Source organism: Sporosarcina aquimarina (assembly GCF_033253705.1).
In the GTDB taxonomy this organism is placed as follows: Bacteria; Bacillota; Bacilli; order Bacillales_A; family Planococcaceae; genus Sporosarcina; species Sporosarcina aquimarina.
This window is the reverse complement of sequence record NZ_JAUBDH010000007.1, coordinates 169,396-185,677: the sequence shown is the minus strand read 5'-3', so window position 1 is coordinate 185,677 and position 16,282 is coordinate 169,396. Positions and strand designations below refer to the sequence as shown.

Annotated in this window: 18 protein-coding genes and 2 pseudogenes; 2 read left to right on the top strand and 18 right to left on the bottom strand. The window is 46.3% G+C overall.

What is annotated here, in order from left to right; genetic code table 11:
* Positions 1-680 precede the first annotated feature (680 nt).
* The 16 genes and pseudogenes from QT716_RS12380 to QT716_RS12305 all read right to left on the bottom strand — a co-directional run.
* Positions 681-794: pseudogene (locus QT716_RS12380) on the bottom strand (flagellin); the annotation flags it as partial.
* 344 nt (positions 795-1,138) lie between these two features.
* The gene (locus QT716_RS12375) at positions 1,139-1,969 is read right to left on the bottom strand and encodes a flagellin N-terminal helical domain-containing protein (protein WP_317936374.1); all 831 of its coding nucleotides are present in this window, start codon (positions 1,967-1,969) and stop codon (positions 1,139-1,141) included.
* Positions 1,970-2,171: 202 nt separating this feature from the next.
* Positions 2,172-2,285, bottom strand: a pseudogene (locus tag QT716_RS12370) (flagellin); the annotation flags it as partial.
* Positions 2,286-2,629: 344 nt separating this feature from the next.
* Positions 2,630-3,388 carry a flagellin N-terminal helical domain-containing protein gene (locus tag QT716_RS12365; protein WP_317936373.1) on the bottom strand — a complete coding sequence of 253 codons (759 nt, stop codon included), beginning with the start codon at positions 3,386-3,388 and terminating at the stop codon, positions 2,630-2,632.
* Between the two features lie 194 nt (positions 3,389-3,582).
* Entirely contained in the window at positions 3,583-3,813 is a 231-nt protein-coding gene (gene csrA / locus QT716_RS12360; RefSeq protein WP_317936372.1) for a carbon storage regulator CsrA, read from the bottom strand.
* Position 3,814: 1 nt separating this feature from the next.
* Positions 3,815-4,258 (bottom strand): flagellar assembly protein FliW, encoded by a 444-nt coding sequence (gene fliW / locus QT716_RS12355; RefSeq protein WP_317936371.1) that lies wholly within the window; start codon positions 4,256-4,258, stop codon positions 3,815-3,817.
* Between the two features lie 23 nt (positions 4,259-4,281).
* Entirely contained in the window at positions 4,282-4,836 is a 555-nt protein-coding gene (locus QT716_RS12350; protein WP_317936370.1) for a DUF6470 family protein, read from the bottom strand.
* A 482-nt stretch (positions 4,837-5,318) separates the two neighbouring features.
* Complete coding sequence (gene flgL / locus QT716_RS12345) at positions 5,319-6,212, bottom strand: flagellar hook-associated protein FlgL (RefSeq protein WP_317936368.1); 894 nt, start codon at positions 6,210-6,212, stop codon at positions 5,319-5,321.
* Positions 6,213-6,227: 15 nt separating this feature from the next.
* A complete protein-coding gene (gene flgK / locus QT716_RS12340; RefSeq protein WP_317936367.1) occupies positions 6,228-7,766 on the bottom strand; it encodes a flagellar hook-associated protein FlgK in 1,539 nt (512 codons plus the stop codon).
* A gap of 13 nt (positions 7,767-7,779) precedes the next feature.
* On the bottom strand, positions 7,780-8,277 hold the full coding sequence (locus QT716_RS12335; RefSeq protein ID WP_317936366.1) for a flagellar protein FlgN: 498 nt from the start codon (positions 8,275-8,277) through the stop codon (positions 7,780-7,782).
* A gap of 36 nt (positions 8,278-8,313) precedes the next feature.
* The gene (gene flgM / locus QT716_RS12330) at positions 8,314-8,586 is read right to left on the bottom strand and encodes a flagellar biosynthesis anti-sigma factor FlgM (RefSeq protein ID WP_317936365.1); all 273 of its coding nucleotides are present in this window, start codon (positions 8,584-8,586) and stop codon (positions 8,314-8,316) included.
* Positions 8,587-8,932: 346 nt separating this feature from the next.
* Complete coding sequence (locus QT716_RS12325) at positions 8,933-9,346, bottom strand: TIGR03826 family flagellar region protein (RefSeq protein ID WP_317936364.1); 414 nt, start codon at positions 9,344-9,346, stop codon at positions 8,933-8,935.
* 18 nt (positions 9,347-9,364) lie between these two features.
* On the bottom strand, positions 9,365-9,955 hold the full coding sequence (locus tag QT716_RS12320; protein ID WP_317936363.1) for a ComF family protein: 591 nt from the start codon (positions 9,953-9,955) through the stop codon (positions 9,365-9,367).
* A gap of 17 nt (positions 9,956-9,972) precedes the next feature.
* Positions 9,973-11,352 carry a DEAD/DEAH box helicase gene (locus QT716_RS12315; RefSeq protein ID WP_317936362.1) on the bottom strand — a complete coding sequence of 460 codons (1,380 nt, stop codon included), beginning with the start codon at positions 11,350-11,352 and terminating at the stop codon, positions 9,973-9,975.
* Between the two features lie 19 nt (positions 11,353-11,371).
* Positions 11,372-12,226: a DegV family protein gene (locus QT716_RS12310; protein ID WP_317936361.1), complete on the bottom strand. Its 855-nt coding sequence runs from the start codon at positions 12,224-12,226 to the stop codon at positions 11,372-11,374.
* 78 nt (positions 12,227-12,304) lie between these two features.
* The gene (locus QT716_RS12305; protein WP_317936360.1) at positions 12,305-13,537 is read right to left on the bottom strand and encodes an EAL and HDOD domain-containing protein; all 1,233 of its coding nucleotides are present in this window, start codon (positions 13,535-13,537) and stop codon (positions 12,305-12,307) included.
* Between the two features lie 357 nt (positions 13,538-13,894).
* Between QT716_RS12305 and QT716_RS12300 the strand changes: the two genes are divergently transcribed.
* A complete protein-coding gene (locus tag QT716_RS12300) occupies positions 13,895-14,671 on the top strand; it encodes an enoyl-CoA hydratase-related protein (RefSeq protein ID WP_317936359.1) in 777 nt (258 codons plus the stop codon).
* Between the two features lie 234 nt (positions 14,672-14,905).
* Here the strand turns inward: QT716_RS12300 and QT716_RS12295 are convergent, their stop codons facing one another.
* Positions 14,906-15,196, bottom strand: coding sequence for a late competence development ComFB family protein (locus tag QT716_RS12295; RefSeq protein WP_317936358.1), 291 nt, complete (start codon positions 15,194-15,196; stop codon positions 14,906-14,908).
* Positions 15,197-15,292: 96 nt separating this feature from the next.
* The gene (locus QT716_RS12290; protein WP_317936357.1) at positions 15,293-15,502 is read right to left on the bottom strand and encodes a hypothetical protein; all 210 of its coding nucleotides are present in this window, start codon (positions 15,500-15,502) and stop codon (positions 15,293-15,295) included.
* Between the two features lie 414 nt (positions 15,503-15,916).
* On the opposite strand from QT716_RS12290, the gene QT716_RS12285 reads away from it, so the two are divergent.
* Positions 15,917-16,261 carry a hypothetical protein gene (locus tag QT716_RS12285; RefSeq protein ID WP_317936356.1) on the top strand — a complete coding sequence of 115 codons (345 nt, stop codon included), beginning with the start codon at positions 15,917-15,919 and terminating at the stop codon, positions 16,259-16,261.
* Positions 16,262-16,282 lie beyond the last annotated feature (21 nt).

Here is a 16,282-nt window from a genome sequence, read left to right as displayed (position 1 = left end):
TTTTCCACATCCTATTCCTCTCTTTCTATAGACTGCCTACAGTATATAGAAAGTAGATTTATGATGGAAAACTGTTGAATCTTATTTGTTGAAAACTGTTGTCTCTAGTTTAACGTTTACAACCAGATGAGATCGCTACGCTTATAGCTATGAAACAAAGTAATTGCACCGACCGTGACATTGCTGAAACACTTAAGCGTAGTTATTGGGCAATTGTCTACAAAGCTGCCGATTTGCGTAAGAAAGGTCAGGTATAACGTATAAAAAAGAGACTTCACGAGGAAGTCTCTTTTTTTGTGCCAAGGGTTCGATTAACGAAGAAGTTGTAGAACGCCCTGAGGCTGTTGGTTTGCTTGCGACTTGTCCCGCCATTTCTAAACGAGGTCAGACTATATCTTCATCCTGCACGTTCGCAGGAGCTGGGCACTTCGAATGTTACGACTTGTAACACCCTACAGATTTCATCGTCATAGCGAATGCCTTAGACGGTCTATCCTAGTCGTTGAACGTTCCCCACGGTTTCCCGACAGGGGCTTCGCTGCTGATTGTCCAATCTCTTCTTTTTCAAACCATCACGTTTACCGTTTCCAGTTCCGCTGTGGTAGAAGAGCTCTTAGGAGGTTCCAGCAATTCACCCAGTGATGCTCTAACTCGTTACCAAGTTAGACGCCCGTACAACATTATCTTAGAAGTTGTAAAACTCCTTGCGAATTCTGCTGTGCTTGAGCCAACATTGCTTGTGCTGCTTGAGTAAGGATGTTGTTCTTAGTGAACGACATCATTTCTTTCGCCATCGTGCGAAACATTTACTTTCATAAATGACTAGACTATATCTTCACCCTCCTTATTAGGTAGGGGTCGGGCACTTCGGATTGACAAGGGACTCAGCCTTGTGTTTCCTACGGATTTCATCATCATGGCTTGCGCGGTAGATGGTCTATCCTAGTCGTTGAACCTTCTCCACTCTTTCGAGACAGGAGCTTGGCTGCTGATTGCCCAATCTCTCTTCTTTTCAGCCCATCACGCTTAACGTTTCCAGTTACGTTGTGGGGAAGAAAGCTTCAGGGGTTTCCAGCAATTCACCCGATCGTACTCTCTGACCGTTACCAGTCAGGACGACTGTGTTTGTCTCAGTTGCTCACGCAGCCGATAAAACATAATCCACGTCGCGGATACGTGACTCTGCTTGTGTTAAGTTTTCAGAAGAAGTACCCAAGTTATTGATTGTGTGCTCTAAACGATTTTGAACTGCCCCTAATTTCGAACGTTCTGCTGAAACTGTTTCGATTGCATCATTAACTGCTTTTATCGCTGTATTTGCCTTAACCTGTGTCGAAATATCAATTCCTTTGGCTGTTTTCGCTTGAACAGTAACTTTATTATCTACCCATGTAGGTTTTGCATTTTCAGCATCTACGGCCGCTGATACTCCAAGTGACGCTGCATCCATTGCTCCGATATCAACTGTTATATTTTGTCCAGTGTTTGCACCAATATGAAACTTCAGATCAACACCATCAGTTGTACCTAATGGTGTTCCTGTCTTGAGAAACGATCCATCTGTTAACTTCTGTGAGTTGAATTCCGTATTATTTGCAATTCTTGTGATTTCTTGTGCTAATTGGTCTACTTCCTTTTGAAGTTCACCACGGTCAGTAGCGGTATTTGTGTCATTTGATGATTGAACTGCTAGTTCTCTCATACGCTGCAGGATATCATGTGTCTCATTCAAAGCGCCCTCAGCTGTTTGAATTAGTGAGATCCCATCTTGAGCATTTTTCTGTGCCATATCCAAACCACGAATTTGTCCACGCATTTTTTCTGAGATTGCTAAGCCTGCTGCGTCGTCTCCGGCTTTATTAATTTTCATTCCCGAAGACAACTTTTCTAAGTTTTTTGATGCTGCTGCGTTGTTCGATCCTAATTGGCGGTGCGTGTTCATTGCTGCAATGTTGTGATTAATAATCATTATATTTTCCTCCTTGAGTTGTTTGGGTTCGCATCCTTGCGAACCTTATAATATAGATATTCGCTTAATTTAGAATGCTGGCCAGAACATCCTTTTCTTGCTTATAGATATTATCGGTTAAATTACATCCCCTTTAAGCTTTCGGACAAATATACTTTAAATAAAAACGCAACCCAGTGAAAAGAGCTGCGTAAATAATTTATTAACGAAGTAATTGAAGTACGCCTTGCGGCTGCTGATTCGCTTGAGCCAACATTGCTTGTGCTGCTTGAGTTAAGATGTTGTTCTTAGTGAACGACATCATTTCTTTCGCCATCGTGCGAAACATTTACTTTCATAAATGACTAGACTATATCTTCACCCTCCACATTAGGTAGGGGTCGGGCACTTCGGATCAGCAAGGTACTCATTCTTGCGTTTCCTACGGATTTCATCATCATGGCTTGCGCGGTAGATGGTCTATCCTAGTCGTTGAACCTTCTCCACTCTTTCGAGACAGGAGCTTGGCTGCTGATTGCCCAATCTCTCTTCTTTTCAGCCCATCACGCTTACCGTTTCCAGTTACGTTGTGGGGAAGAAAGCTTCAGGGGTTTCCAGCAATTCACCCGATCGTACTCTCTGACCGTTACCAGTCAGGACGACTGTGTTTGTCTCAGTTGCTTACGCAGCTGATAAAACATAATCCACGTCACGTATACGTGACTCTGCTTGTGTTAAGTTTTCAGAAGAAGTACCCAAGTTATTGATTGTGTGCTCTAAACGATTTTGAACTGCCCCTAATTTCGAACGTTCTGCCGAAACTGTACCTATTGCAGTTTCAATAGTAGAAATTGCGGTGTTGGCATCTGTCTGGGTGTTAATAGCTACCCCAACTGTGCTAGTTTCATCCGTTCCAGTTCCGATTAATAATGCAGTTGCATCCATATTACCAATTTTTAAATTGATATTCTGGCCAGTATTGGCACCTACTTGGAATGTAAATCCATTTGTAGTTGGCGTTGTACTGCCATCCAATAACTTTTGACTGTTGAATTCCGTATTTTTTGCGATTCTGGTTACTTCTTTAGCAAGCTGATTGAATTCCTTCTGCAGCTCACCACGATCAGTTGTAGTATTCGTATCATTTGATGATTGCACAGCCAATTCTCTCATACGTTGTAGAATATCATGGGTTTCGTTTAATGCGCCCTCAGCTGTTTGAATCAGTGAGATACCATCTTGCGCATTTTTCTGCGCCATATCCAAACCACGAATCTGCCCACGCATTTTCTCTGAGATTGCTAGTCCTGCTGCGTCGTCTCCAGCCTTATTGATTTTCATGCCTGAAGACAATTTCTCTAGATTCTTTGAAGCAGCTGCGTTGTTTGAACCTAGTTGACGGTGTGTATTCATTGCTGCGATATTGTGATTAATAATCATTATTATTTCCTCCTTGAGTTGTTTTAGGTTCACGTCCTTGTGAACCTGATAATTTTGTTGTTCGCTTGAGTCAGAGTGCCGGCCGAAACATCCTTCTCTTGCTTACATAGTTAATATCGGATTGGTTGGTTGAGTGTTTAGTAGTTTGGATAAATATTCTTGAATTATTTATTGAAATAAAAAAGAGAACCTATTTACAGGCTCCCGTCTTTCTTCATCAATTGATTAAACAGGTTCAAGTCCAGTGTAATAGCTTCTGCATTCGTATCAGAGATTGATTGCACCAATTCCCCACGTAAGATATCTACTGACTTTGGTGCTTCAATTCCAATCTTCACATTATCCCCTTTTACTTCAATAATCCGAAGTTCGATGTTATCACCGATTTTTATCGTTTCGTTTGGTTTGCGAGAAAGGACTAGCATGTTAACGCGCCCCTTTCACAATAGGTTGACCGATTGGCTGGCGCAATTGGTAGGTTGCATCATTCATAATCATTTGTTTTGCTTTTTGATTGTTAATGTTGAAAATAAGTGGGGCTTGAAGGTTAATTGTTGAAGATTCGAACGGTTGCTTTAATGACATCACTGCAAGCACCATAACATCTTCTGGTGATTTGATTTCTAGCAAATCAATCGTAGGTTCGTCAATTTCAAATGAGTAGTCATTGATCAGCGTGTAGGGATTCGATACGATTAACGCCACATTTGAATTGTTGACTGATTGAAGGACTTGAAAAATATCGTTCCCTTCAATTGGCAGGATGACGAATTGCTTTTCGTCTTCTAAACCAGGTAGACCATTAGGAAAAGTCCAATTTGTAAGTTCTTCTGTCGGGATTTCCCCATGGAACTTAGTTTGTATAGTCATAATAGATGCTCCTTTTATTGTAATCAACCTTTCCAGTCGATCTGAATAGATGGATATGGTTCCATTTGTCCGGTGACTTTACCTGGGGTGTAGGTATGTATCGGTTTATTGGTTTGAGCGTTAATAATCGGTTTTTGAGGTGTTGCATTGATTGACGTACTACCTTGCGAAAATGACATTTGGATCTTTGAACGGTTGGCAACAAATCGTATTCCTAAAGGAGCAGGTGGTGGTGTTCCATTTTGTTTTGCTAAATCCGCGATCACATTCCCGCCATTCTCGATACGCAATAGCTGCTGCCCCTCTTCAGCACGCCTCGCCGTTCCTTCACTCGCACCTTGGCGTCCAAGTTGCGCATACTCTTCGCTACGCTTAAACACACTCTTCATATCAATATCTTCCCTAACCGCAGTCGTATCTAAAGATAATCGAGGTTTAGTAGTAGAGATTTCCAACGTCGCAGCAGGCTGCTGAATATCTATTGTCGCTTTTGGCTGTTCAATCTGCTGCACAGGCTTCTCTATATTCAACGCCAATCTTCCCCGGGTCGTTTGGATCTGTAACTGTGGAATACCCATCTACTTAACCTCCTACTAATCTTTATTTCAACGGGATTCAATCACTATGACGGCTGGAAGACTGTTACACCATTCGGAAGGAAGGCAACCTAAGTGCGCCGCGTCCTGCGGCAACGGTTGCATGACCTGCATCCTGCAGGCCCAATTGTGTGACAGCCTGTCAGCCTTTGAGCGGAATAGCCCTAAATCCATGGAATTGAATGCATACCTCCCCCATGGTTTTGGGTGTGATCTACCATGCCGAGAAATCGCTTGACATTTTTCGGTCCAAAACCAGTGCGTTAGGTTGGCCATCTTGTCCCATTGCGCGATATTGTTCTATTTTTGCAGGGTATCTGTGCCCGTCACAATTCGCGGAAGGACGCGAATGGTGTCGGGCACAGGCACCCCCAAGCGAAAAGCGTTCGTCTGTAGCAGCAATCAACACCGTCAAATTACAAATGCCAGGCACAAGAGTACCTGGCACACCTGTGCGAAACGTATTATCTTAAGAAATCCACCAACGATGGCTGGATGATTCGCGCGCCCACAGACAAAGCCGCACGGTGAACGGACTCTTGAGAAATCATATCTGTAATGACCTTCTCATAATCAATATCCTCATTCAACGACTGCTGCTTCTTCGCGATGCCCTCTTGCGTTTCTAACCGATTGTTCATAAGCTCCGCTCGATTTTGTCGGGCACCGACGTCTGCACGTTCAGTCAATAAATCATCCATTAAGCCATCCACTTCGCCGATTGCTTTACCGAAATCCACACCTTCACTCTCTAAACTAGCAAATACTTTATCAATCTTCTTAAAAAGCTCGACGGCATTCGAGTTCACGTTCAACTTCACGCCGTCAAACACATCGATGTTTACATCAGACGTAAATGCTTTATACGATGCATCATTTTCATCCGGAAATCTAGCTTCTCCCTCGCCTGCTTTCACTCCGAACAAAGGTGTACTCGTTTTCGTTCCGCTGAATACATATTTATCGCCGGACTTAGTATTTGCCGTATCTTGAAGCTGTTCGCGCAGCTGAGTCAATTCCGCCTTGATTTTATCGCGGTCACTGTCCGTCATTGCGCCGCTGTTCGCTGCATTCGTCACAAGTTCCTTCGTACGGTGGAGAACTTGTCCGACTTTATCCAACGCATCATCTGTGCTGTCCAGCCAGTTGTTGACTTCACCGATATTGCGTTGATATTGTGCGACTTTGTCGACTTGCATGCGGTAGTTGAGGCCGCGCATGGCCACTACCGGATCGTCGGACGGGCGATTGACTTTCTTTCCTGTTGTCAGTTGATCGTTCAGCTTGCCCATTTTGTTGTAGCTTGTCGTCAAGTTACGCAGCATGTTGTTGGAAAGCATTGATTGTGTTACGCGCATTGTTGTTCCTCCTCATTATCTGCCGACGACGCCCATACCGTTGATGATTTTGTCGAGGGTTTCATCGACCACTGTGACCATTCGTGCAGAAGCGTTATACGCTTGCTGGAACTTAATCATGTTTGTCATTTCTTCATCGAGCGAAACGGAACTGATGGAAGCTCTCCGATTCTCTACTGAGATTAAGAGCGTCTCCGAATTGAATTTCATCTTGGCAGCCTGCTGTCCGTCTACACCGAGTTCTCCGATGATTCCTTGGAAATAGGTTTGAACTGTCGCTCCGCCTAGTTGGCCGTCTCCCTCGCCGTTCACTTTGACGAACTGAACTTGACCGAGGATCTTGGCGTTCTCGCCATTACCTTCAGCACTTGCCGCGGATGATGCAGCGATTTTTGAAGGATCTTTGATAATGGATCCTCTGACTTTGATGCCGTCAGCTCCAGTTCCTTCAAAGAACGCTTCGCCTTGTGTCGTAGAATCCAATTCGTATCCTTTTTCATGTTGCTTATTGAATTCACTCATAAAGGCGTCTGCCATTTTGTCGAGTTTCGTAATCATATCCGGAAGCAAACCTTTTACTCCGTCACTTGTTTGATACCCATACGTGTTAACAAACGACTTTAAACTTCCCGTATCCAACATATTGTCGACGCTCATTTGACCGCCACTCGCTTTACCATTTCCAGTAAAACTAAATCCAGTAACCGGTGCTGTTGGATAGCCTTTACTGTCAGCGCCATCCAACTTCAATGTCGCCGCGTCTTTCCCACTTACAACCGTAATCGGTTCAGGTGCAGGATTTCCACCTAATTTCACTTTAATCGTCACGATGCCTTCTGCAACGGAAGACGCATTGCCGCCTGACTTTGTATAGCTCGTTTCAATCGGCAGGAACCCTGAAAGTTTATCGACTAAAACATCGCGTGCATCGTATAAGTCATTCGGTAAATAGCCGTTCGGTTCAATCGATGCGATTTGGTCATTCAATCCCGCGATTTGACTCATGATTGAATTGATCTCCACTGCTGAAATCCCGATTTCTTGTCCGGCATTCGTTTTCAGTTCTTCTAGTGATTTATTCATATAGTTAAACGAGTCTGCGACTGCAATCCCTCGTTCAATGACTACTTTACGCGCTCCGCCGTTTTCCGGATGCGTGGCCAAGTCTTGCAGGCTGCCCCAGAACTGGCTCAGTGATTTTTGTAAGCCGTATTCAGATGGTTCATTCATAATATCCTCAATTTGTCCGATTGCTTTTGAACGTGTATCCCAATAGCCGAGCTTATTCGTTTCACCTCGGTATTGTTGGTCGACGAAGCCGTCACGGATGCGCTGGATGGAACCCGCTTCAACACCAGTTCCTAGGAATCCAGGCATTGTTCCTGCATTTAATCCTACTCCAGGAAATCCGCCAGTCGTCTGCATGTTGACGCGCTGGCGCGAGTAGCCGAGTGTGTTGGCGTTACTGATATTGTGCCCAGTCGTGTAAAGAGCGGACTGCTGTGTTTGCAGGCCGCGTCTGCTTGTTTCTAGTCCCATAAATGTGGAGCCCATTACGTGTTCCTCCTCAAGCTTGCGAATCGAACGATGCGAGATCTTTCGTTACCGCGTTGCCTTGAATTTCTTTCTTCGAGTAGTTGACCGATTCCGTCCGGGGACGGACCATGTCCAGCGACAGATTCACAAATTGAAGAGATTGATACGTCAGTTTCTGGTTCAGATCGTTCTGCCATTTCAATTCATGAATCGCGTGCAGGAGACGGTCTTTCGCCTCCTTGAGCCGTGTGTGGTCAGGCTCTTCGGTGATGTCCAATACGTCAGAAATTGAGGGGTTGAGCGGCACCGGACGTCCTTGTTCGGTGAAGAGTGAAACGACCGCTTGTTCACGCGCTTTGTCTGTCTGCAAAATCGCAGCCAGGTGCGCTTGCTCGTCTTTTAAGAGCTGGTCGAGTCCGCTGATGTCGTTCTTTTTAATGCGTGACGTTTTTTCGTTCGCAATGCGCAGCAGGCTAATATGAAGTTTTTCCAATTGGTCTAGCGTCGCTAGAATCGGTTCGATTGTCATCTTGCACTCCTCCTGCTATCTTCATGATAAATGCGCTTACGGTTGTTTCGGCTGGTAATAGCCGATCAAGTCGGAGGCCAGTTTTTCTGCATTGACTTCGTACGTTCCGGCTTGGATCTGCGCTTTCAGTTCGCTCACTTTTTCGTTACGTTTTGCGGTAACCGGGCTTGTTTCGGAAAGCTGCTTCGCTTCTTTTGAAATTTCCAGTCGGTCGCTTTGAACCGTTTTCTCCAGGTTCGCTTTTTCACTTTTAATCTGATTCGCCCGGTACGGGTTCACAGGTGGGATAGGGTTGTTATTAATCTTCATGTGTTCTCGCTCCTTTGGAATGGTTTTGTTTCTTACCTACTATTTCGGCTAATTTCCGAGTAATTGAAGGGCCTTTCGTATGAAATTATTTAAAATCATTTTTAGAACTCGATACCTACACGCTCTATCACTATCTTTTATCTTTTTTCTTTTTTCTCTTTCTCCTTCATAACTGAAGACTAAGTAACAACAAGCTCCGTTGATTGAAGTGGAAGCCGGCGACTCCTTAGGGATCAGCGAAGACTGAAGACCCCGCAGGAGCGTAGCGACGAGGAGGCTGAAGTCGAGCCCCTAGGAAAGCGACCGGCTGCAACGTAAATCAACACCGTCAACTATCCCTGATATTTTACTTCTTCCGCCCCGCCAAATAAGTCGCCTTCTCTTGCTGCTGCATCGCTTCCCTGAACTCCGTCGCTGCGTCGAACGTCTGCAAATCCTTTTTTAGCTCCGTCGTACACGTGTCGCACAACTTCCCTTTCGCTGTCAGCTTGCCGCAATTGTCGCATGGATAGCCGAGGTTTGGAAACATTGCGGGCTGAAGGCGGCCTTTTCGCACCCACTTATGCAGCAGCGTCTCCGTTGCGTCTGTCATCTCTACGATACGCTCGATTGTCGCCGCGCGGTTTTCCCGCTTGCGTAAAAACCGATATACCTCTTCGTAAATCTTCTCTTCATTCATGGCACATTTGCCGCAAATGTCGCGGAGGCCGTTATAATTGAAAAACTGTCCGCACGACGGGCATGTTTTTAGTTCTGCCATCTGTCTTTCCCCCTTGGGTTATTTCTGGACCGATCGAATGAGCGTGACCACTTCCACTCTTGCTGCACCTGCTTGTTTTAACACAGCCGCCGCTTGTCGAAGCGTCGTTCCTGTTGTGTAGATATCATCGACCAGTCGATAAGTGATTGGTTCCACTTTTGCACCTGGAAGCAATGCGAATAAATTCTCCATCTCAAGCCGTTCTTGTCTTGACTTTTCTCCCATCACACCTGGATTCGTCTTCCTCAGCAGCTGTACATAAGGACGATTTGCCGCAGCCAAAAGTGCCTCCACATGCGAAAACGTCCGGATCTTGGCACGTTCGGGATGCATGGGAACCGGGACTATGACATCTTCACGAGAAAATGCACTGCGCAGGTCATGCGCAACAACTTCGGCGAGTGCGATGTCTTGTAAGAATTTATATTGATGAAGCCAGTCGCGCATCGCGTCATCGTATTCATATAAGGAATGAACTGCGTCCAGCACAGCATCTTCTTCCTTTATGTCGGCACGTTTGAAGCGATTTGAACAGCTGTCGCAAAGAGTCTTTTTCTTTTCCAGACCGAAAAACGACTGCCAGGAAGGAACTTCTGTCAATGATTTCATGCAGAGTAAGCACGGTTTCATGGCGTTTCGCCTCCTGCATTCAGTCGATTGATTTCCCGTTTTGCGCTGTCCATGGCGTAACTGATCCCGTTATGAAATAACACAAAATCCCCTGTTGGATGATTGACGTTCCGTCCGACACGGCCGCCGATTTGAACTAAAGCACCTCGATCGAAAATCGATTGCTCCGCACCGACGAACGCCACTTGGATATTTTTTATCGTAATCCCGCGCTCTAAAATGGTCGTCGTCAGTAAGCCTGGGATTAAACCAGACCGTAAATCTTGAACGTGCTGTTTCCGATCAGGATGCGCTGAATGGACTGCTCGGATTCGATCATCGAGTTTCCGAATGGCACTCTCCGCTTTCATCATCAGCTCGATTTCATGGAAAAAGACGAGAAACGGTTCGTCTTGCTTCAAACGTAATAGAATCCACGCTTCAAGCGCTTTCGGTATGTGTCCTTTGTTCAGCTGTTTTGAGTAGTTCCATAGTGGTTGGTAGCGCGGCCCTGGTAATGCATGTCCGTGATAACGACGGTAAATTGTCGAAACCGCTCCTGACTTTTTAACAGCCGCAATCAGTCGATCGGATGGCGTTGCGGTTACGAAGTGTATCGGCGCGCCAGGTTTTACGGCTTTCCTTACAGCGTGCTGCAGCGTTTTTTCCGCGGTATACGGGAACGCATCGGCTTCATCGACAAAAATAGCGTCAAATGCATGTCGAAAACGGTACAGCTGATGCGTTGTCGCTAAAATCAGCTGTGCGTCGAACGCTTTCACATCTGCCCCGCCATACAATGCTTCAAGTGTTGTCGAAGGAAACGCAGCGCGCAACCGCGGTTCCAACTCCAAAATAACGTCGACTCGCGGTGCGGCAATACATACCCGCTTTCCTGTCGACAGCAATCGATGAATCGGTTCAAACAATATTTCAGTTTTCCCTGAACCGCACACTGCGTGAATAAGATGCGGTCTCGCCAATAGAGTACTTTCATACAGTTCTTCTGATGCACGCTGCTGATGAACAGTTAACGTCCCTTCCCATGCGAGCGCGTGGTCCGTCGGATATTCCGTCCGTTCACCTGTCCAGACCATCAAGTCTGTGCACATCGACACTCTTCCCATTTGCAGACAGTTGCGGCAATACGCACACGGTCCTTCGCATCGCAAACAGTGAAACACCGTGAATAGATCCGGATTCGTATTTTCACACCGGTTGCATGTGTGCTGGGCTTGACCGAACAGTCCTTTTTTCCTTGTCACTCCAAGAATCGTTCCAATCGCGCCGCTTTCGATATGCGCATCAATGGTTTCCATAGGAAAAGGGGTGTGCTGACGCAACCAAATGCGACCGTCCAGAAACTCTCTGACGGCCGGATCGAATGGTTTGTTCATCCGCACACCCCCTGCTTGTTTAGTTTTTCGTTTTCCGTTTCACCCAGCCGAGTCCCATCGCGCCTTCACCGAGGTGCGTGCCGATAACGGGTCCGAAATGGCTGATCGTGAACTCCACTTCTGGAAGTCGTTCGCTCAGTTCAGCTAACCATTTGTCTGCTTCTTCAGGACAATTCCCGTGAATAATAGATGCTTCTAATGGCATTTTCGCCGTGTCATCCGCGAGTAAATCGGCGATCCGTTTCATCGCTTTTTTGCGTGTGCGGATTTTTTCGAACGGCACGATGACTTTATCGACAAAATGCAAGATGGGTTTCACTTGCAGTAAGCCGCCGATCAACGCCTGTGCACTCGAGAGTCTGCCGCCGCGCTGTAAATGCGATAAATCGTCGACCATGAAATACGCGCGCATCGTTTGTTTCATTTCGTCGAGTTCGGTCATAATCTCATCGATCGATGCACCTGTTTGCGCGAGTTCTGCCGCACGAATTGCGTAATACCCTTGCATATAACAGGAAATTTCCGAGTCGAAAGCACGCACATCTAACTCTGACTCCAATTCGCCCGCTTGGACTGCGCCAGTATATGTACCGCTGATGCCGCTGGATAGATGAATGGTAACAATTCCTTCAGCACCCGCTTCTTTCAGCTCTTTGAACTTCGCTGCGAATTCACCAACGGATGGCTGGGACGTTTTCGGCAGTGGACCGTCTCCGCGTACTTTGTCGTAAAATTCGTTTGTCGTCATATCGATCTCTTCTCGATAAGCTTTTCCATCTATTGTTACTGCGAGCGGAACGACATGGATGCCGAGGCGCTTGCGCAAGTCTTCCGGTAAATATGAAGTGCTATCTGTCACGACTGCTATTTTCAAACTTATCAACTCCTGTCCCTATTCTAACGAATTGCAGGTGAATAGGGAAACGCTATTTAACTTTAATTCAAAGTTTTTTCAATGAAGTCTGCGTCCCCAGCGATTCGCTTCCTGGGAGTAGACACATAAATCATTCATCGGTATTTCGAGTTCTGAACATAACCGCTTTGTCTCCGCCACGTCCATACGCTCCACAGCTTGAGCAAGTTCGATGAAAGGCGCCATTTTTGTCCGCTCGCCCGTCAACGTTTTCATGACAGCATCCGACAGCGGAATGTCCTGTTCGATTTCATCCCACTCTTTACTTAAGATCAAGTTCAGCAGTGAAAACATTCCAACGAGAAAGAATTCATCCGAGTTCCGGTAACCCGCCCTTTTTGCGAGTAGTTCGCATAACTTGGCCCGGACGATGGAATAGTCGACGAGTGCCTTGACTGCGCCGTTGCCTTCGCCTTCACCGAGCTGATGCATCGTAATGATGTACAGCCACTTCTTCGTTTCCTGCAGTCCAATCAGCATGATCGCTTGCTGAATCGACGTGATTTTTCGCGGAATGCCGAATGCATACGTGTTGATGAACCGCAGCAGTTTGTATGTTAACGACATGTCTTGTGTAATGAGCGCCGCGACGTCTTTCACTTTCGGCAGCTCGCCGTTCAGTTTGTCCATAACTTGGAACGTATGGTAGTCGACGGAAGGAACGGCTGCGCCTGCTACGACTTCGGGTGTTGCAAAGTAGTACCCTTGGAACAGCTCGTATCCCGCAACTTTTGCTTCTTCGTACTCTTCTGCCGTTTCGATCTTTTCCGCCAGCAGTTTGACGTTCGGATAAGAGCGGACGAAGTGCTGGATCCGCTGCCGATCTTGTCGATCCGACTGGATGAAATCGACTTTGACGTAGTCGATTGTTGTAAACAACGTTTTTTCAGTCGCATATTGTTCATTCAGCACAAAGTCATCAAGCGCAATTTTAAACCCTTGCTGTTTCAAATCGCGCAGTCTTGACACGAGTGCAGGTGTGATTTCGACATCTTCCAGCACTTCGATAATAATGCGTTTTGGATTCAGCTGACTGTAAAAATCTTGTGCTAATAGCTCCCCTGTAAAGTTGATGAACGAGGGATAGCTGCCCGTCACTCGGTTCGCGCCAATGGTGAGGAATGTATTGACCAACACACCGATTGTCGCTTTTTCCGGATTGACGTTCGGAAACCGGTTCTCTTGGCTATTGCGATACAGTAATTCATATCCGAAAAGGTTCCCGTTGCGATCCAAAATCGGCTGTCTTCCTACAAATACGCTCTGTTCCATTGGAGTTCCACCTACCTAGTCGTTTTTCCTATATTGTAGCAAATTAGGACTAGTTTGCATAATTGTTTTTTTAAAACGGAAATCAAAGTAATTCTACAAGTTATACTACTGACGTTGTTTTCCGCTACTGGCGGACGCTTTCCGAGGGGCTCGATTTCAGCCTCTTCGGTGCTACGCTTCTGCGGGGTCTTCAATCTTCGCTAATCCCTCCGAAGTCGCCGCCCTACGCTGCAAACAACTAACTTATAGAGTAGATATAATCTTTAGTACAGCATATTAATCGGGTTCTTTCTGGATTCGATACGATCGAAATGATATGTTTGAAGAGGATACAAGAAACTCTGGGGGTGTATGGAATTGGAAACGATTTTAGTAGACAAGAAAGACGGCATTGCTTGGGTGACGCTGAACCGGCCTGACGCAATGAATGCGTTCAATTACGACATGATTCGCGAGTTAGGTGAAGCGGTGGAAACACTTCGGATCGATCCGGATGTACGCGTTGTCGTATTGACTGGGTCCGGGGAACGTGCACTCAGCGTGGGGGCTGATTTGAAAGAGCGTAAGACGTTATCCGACCTCGAAGTGAAACGGAATTTGAATAAAATCGGAGAAGTCTTTACGGCGATCGACCAGATGCCGCAGCCGACAATTGCGATGATCAATGGGTTTGCGTTCGGCGGCGGTATGGAACTGGCGCTTGCGTGTGATTTTCGATTTGCAGCGAACACTGCCGTTATGGGACTTACTGAAACAGGGCTTGCCATCATTCCTGGTGCAGGCGGAACACAGCGATTGCCACGACTCGTTGGCGAAGCGAAAGCGCTTGAGCTCATTTTGACGGCTCAGCGGCTGACTGCAGATGATGCTGCTCTTTGCGGACTTGTGACGAAATCGGTCGAAGCTGCGAAATTGCGCGAAGAGACGCGAGCGTTCGCCGACACGATTCTTGCAAATGGGCCAATTGGAGTGCAGCAGGCGAAATTTGCGATAAAACAAGGAATGAAGGCGGATCTTGCGACAGGATTGACGATTGAACGGAAAGCGTATGAAATTACGATTCCGACAGAGGATCGAATTGAAGCGTTGAATGCGTTCGCAGAAAAGCGCAAGCCGCAGTTTCAAGGGAAATAATCGAGAGCACGAACTCCGTTGTGGGGTTCGTGTTTTTGTTTGGATGTGTTGAGTGAGGGTGAAAACTTGGATTAGAGAGGGTTAGATTCGCAGAAGCGGGAGTTTTCCGGATTCAATGTGGAACACTTGGTTCGTAGGATCCCATCGCATGCCTGTTCTATTGAAGAGGTGAACAGAATTGCATCGTTCATCATAAAAACGACCGCAGCTCACTCGCGCTTCGGTCGTTTCTGTTTACTGGTGTTTGGCTGCGTATGTGTCACATCGGGGATTGCCCGAAACGATCGCAGCAGATTTCGCGATTACTGTAAGAATGGTGGTGGCGCCTTGATGATTCGCTTCGTGTTCGACACGAACATATGGACTGAACTTTGAGTTCGAAATGTAGCGTGGCGGCAATTCGTTCAAAGCCAGCGCGCAAATATCATTCAGGCATTGCTCACAATCGCATGTAAGGTGCAGACTGCCTTTGTATGTGTGCAATGTGTCTCGGACGACGTCTTCCATTACATTGTGGACTCCCATCGGGTATTCCTCCGTTCTCATTTCCTATGTATCGATGATTGGACTGGCTGTTCAAGAATTGGTCAGTTTTTCCATTGGATTTATCGTACAAGATTATTAAAACAGTTGCAAACGCCATTGCTCATTTGTGCAATTTTGTGTCTGTAAGAAGTTTGTCCTCAGTTGTTTGTCCACGTCATACTTATCGAATTGCATAAAGTAGTAGTGTTCGGACAAATCAAATTCAAAACGCACTAGTATCAGTACTTCAGCCGCTGAATGAGTTGACCGATGGCGCTTGTCCAATCGATAGATTTCTAGCAGCATAGACTAGTAAGGAACGGACACGAACAACCTCCCCGCATCTAGAAACCCCGCTTCAAAATCCTTCCACAACTTTTTGAGAAGTTTGTCCCCCGGCTGGTTGTCCAACTCGCAGAGAACCTGCTGCATAGACTAGTAAGGGACGGACGCGAACAACCTCCCCGCATCTAGGACCGCGCTACAAAACCACTACTACTAATTTTTGAGAAGTTTGTCCCCGGCTGGTTGTCCAACTCACTGAGAACCTGCCGCATATACTAGTAAGGGACGGACAGCACCAACCTTCCTGTTCGGCAGTTCGATGGTACCAAGTGCTTCGAGAAGTCTTAATACGGATGGTTGTCCATCTCACCCCGAAACACGCGACACAAACTTAACGTGTCCGGACACATTACCCTTTAAAGGAGGTGAACGACCATGGACCACGCTAGAATGCTTAATCAGCTGCAAGCTGCAGCGTCAGATTCGCTACAGACTGGCACTCTAACACTAGGTGAAATCATCATCGTTTCCGCTTTGCTGACAGAATTCGCAACGACAGCTATCCTGTTTGAAGAAGTTCGGAAATTTGATGAATTCAACGACAACAATACAACACCTTGCCAAAAGATCGAGTACAACGAAGCACTTGCCGATGTACTGAAAGGTGTATGTTGTATCGAGGATGCAGTTGTGAAGAAAATCCGCGCTGGCATCGCTTACGATGCAGCACAAGACACTCCTGACACACCCGTCAACGACGGATGCTGCGGACGTGACTAACTTCATGCTTCCCCCCTCAAA